Source organism: Leucobacter sp. M11 (assembly GCF_035726885.1).
Taxonomy (GTDB): Bacteria; Actinomycetota; Actinomycetes; order Actinomycetales; family Microbacteriaceae; genus JAPFRB01.
This window is the reverse complement of record NZ_JAPFRB010000001.1, coordinates 591575-594412: the sequence shown is the minus strand read 5'-3', so window position 1 is coordinate 594412 and position 2838 is coordinate 591575. Positions and strand designations below refer to the sequence as shown.

The following is a 2838-nucleotide window of genomic DNA, read 5'->3' as shown; positions in this document are numbered from 1 at the left end:
GGTACCGGGAGACGCTGCGCGCCGGAGTCGCGGCCGGCGTCACCCCCGCGGTGCGACAGGTGCGCGTCGTCGCCGAGCAGGTGGCCCGTCAGGGGGCCCCGGACGGATTCTTCGGCGCGCTCGCCGCCGGGGCCACCGGGGTGCCCGACTCGCTGCGGGCCGATCTCACCTCGGCCGCCGCGCGGGCCGCGGCGGCCTACGCCGAGTTCAGCGGCTTTTTGACCGAGGAGCTTGCCCCCGTCGCCACCGAGCGCGATGGCGTGGGCCGCGAGCACTACGAGCTGGCCTCGCGCGGCTTCCTTGGCGCGAAGATCGACCTCGACGAGAGCTACGAGTGGGGCCGCGAGGAGCTGGCCCGGATGACCGAGGAGCAGGAGCGCATCGCCCGCGAGATCGTGCCGGGCGGCACGGTCGCCGACGCGATCGCCGCCCTCGACGCCGACCCGGCGCGCACGCTGCACGGCACGGACGCCCTCCAGCGGTGGATGCAGGAAACGAGCGACCGCGCCGTCGCCGAGCTGGGCGCGACGCAGTTCGACATCCCCGACGAGATCCGACGCCTCGACTGCATGATCGCCCCCACGCAGGAGGGCGGGATCTACTACACCGGCCCGAGCGATGACTTTTCGCGGCCCGGCCAGATGTGGTGGTCCGTGCCGCAGGGCGTGACGGAGTTCAACACCTGGCGGGAACTGACGACGGTTTACCACGAGGGCGTGCCCGGCCACCACCTGCAGATCGCGACGGGCGTCGTGAACCGGGGGTCGCTGAACTCCTGGCGTCGGCAGCTCGCGGGTACCTCCGGGCACGCCGAGGGGTGGGCGCTGTACGCGGAGCGGCTCATGGAGCAGCTCGGCTACCTCGACGATCCGGGCGACCGCCTCGGCATGCTGGACGGCCAGCGGATGCGCGCCGCGCGCGTCGTGCTCGACCTCGGCGTGCACCTGGGCAAGCAGCGACCCGATGGTCAGGGCGTCTGGGACGCGGACTTCGCCTTCGACTTCATGAGTGCGAACGTGAACATGAACGAGCCCTTCGTGCGCTTCGAGGTGAACCGCTACCTCGGCTGGCCGGGGCAGGCCCCGTCCTACAAGATCGGGCAGCGGATCTGGGAGCAGCTGCGCGACGAGGCCGCCGAGCGCGGCGGGGCGGACTTCGACATCCGCGAGTTCCACCGGGAGGCGCTGAACCTCGGCACGCTCGGCCTGGACACCCTCGCCTGGGCCCTGCGCCGCGAGGCGTAGGCCCGCGGCCCCCGCGCATCCATCCCCCCGGCCCGGTAGGCTGGGGGGATGGATATGCAGGCGGTTCTTGAGGAGATTCACGAGGCCGTTCGGCCGATGATCGGCTCGGGGACGGTGGCGGAATACATCCCCCGCCTCGCCGCGGTGAACCCCGATCAGTTCGGCATGTCCGTCGTTATGAACGACGGGACGAGCTACGGGGTCGGCGACTGCGAGGTGCCGTTCTCCATCCAGAGTATTTCGAAGGTCTTTACCCTCGTGCTGACCCTCGACCGCGACGGCGACGAGATCTGGACCCGGGTGGGCAGGGAGCCCTCTGGCGCGGCCTTTAACTCCCTCGCCCAGCTCGAGTACAAGCGCGGGATCCCGCGCAATCCCTTCATGAACGCCGGCGCGCTCGTCGTCACCGATCACCTCCTCGGCCTGAGCGAGGCGGGGGAGCAGCCGCTGCTGGAGCTGCTGCGCGCCGAGGCCGGCAACCCCGCGATCGCCCCCGATCCGCTGGTCGCCGCCTCCGAGGCGGACCACGCGGACCGGAACTCCTCCATCGCCTATCTGCTGTCCAGCTTCGGAAACCTGCGCAATCCCGTCGGCGACGTGCTCGCCCACTACTTCGAGCAGTGCGCGATCGCGATGAGCACGCGGGACCTCGCCGCGGCCGGCGCGTTCCTCGCCCGGGGCGGCATCCGCCAGGACGGCACCCCGGTGCTCTCGCCGCGGCAGGCGAAGCGGGTCAACGCGGTCATGCTCACCGCGGGATTCTACGACGCCGCGGCCGAGTTCGCCTACCGGGTGGGCCTGCCGGGCAAGAGCGGCGTGGGCGGCGGGATCCTCGCCATCGTCCCCGGAAAGTGCTCGATCTGCGTGTGGGGACCCGGGCTCGACAGCTCCGGCAACTCGATGATCGGCATGGCCGCGCTGGATGAGTTCACCTCGCGCACCGGCTGGTCCGTGTTCTAAGCGGCCACACGCAGCAGCGCCCCCGGTCCGCGGACCGGGGGCGCTGCTGCGTCACCCCGGCACCGGGGCAGCGGCTCGGGGCAGTTCTCGTGGCTGCGACGCTCAGCCGACGGGCTCGGCGGCACGGGGGCGCTCCGGCGGGATCGCCGCGAGCAGGGTGCGGGTGTACTCGTGCTGCGGGGCCGCATACAGCTGCTCGCTGGACCCGGACTCCACGATCTCGCCCCGGCGCATCACCATGACGTGGTGGCTCATCTCGTGCACGACGGCGAGGTCGTGCGCGATGAAGAGGTAGGCGAGGCCCAGCTCCTGCTGGAGCTCCTTGAGCAGCGTCATGACCTCCGCCTGGATGGACACGTCGAGGGAGGCCGTCGACTCGTCCAGGATGAGCAGCTCCGGCTCGCAGGCGAGGGCCCGCGCGATGCAGACCCGCTGGCGCTGGCCGCCGCTCATCTCGTGCGGGTATCGCTCGGCGAACTCGGCCGGAAGCTTCACCTGGTCCAGGAGCGCGAGCACGCGGGCGTCCCGCGCCGCCCGGTCCCGGGCGAGCCCGTGCACGATGATCGGTTCCGCGATGGTGTCGGCCACGGTCATCCTCGGATTGAGCGCCGAGAAGGGGTCCTGGAAGACCATC

The 2838-nt window shown here is 71.5% G+C and carries 3 protein-coding genes; 2 read left to right on the top strand and 1 reads right to left on the bottom strand.

The window, feature by feature from the left end:
* A partial coding sequence (locus OOT08_RS03055) for a DUF885 domain-containing protein (protein WP_325091071.1) occupies positions 1–1244 on the top strand: 1244 nt, incomplete at its 5' end.
* A 48-nt stretch (positions 1245–1292) separates the two neighbouring features.
* Positions 1293–2204: a glutaminase gene (locus OOT08_RS03050; protein WP_325091070.1), complete on the top strand. Its 912-nt coding sequence runs from the start codon at positions 1293–1295 to the stop codon at positions 2202–2204.
* A gap of 102 nt (positions 2205–2306) precedes the next feature.
* On the opposite strand, the gene OOT08_RS03045 is transcribed toward OOT08_RS03050, so the two are convergent.
* A partial coding sequence (locus OOT08_RS03045; RefSeq protein ID WP_325091069.1) for an ATP-binding cassette domain-containing protein occupies positions 2307–2838 on the bottom strand: 532 nt, incomplete at its 5' end.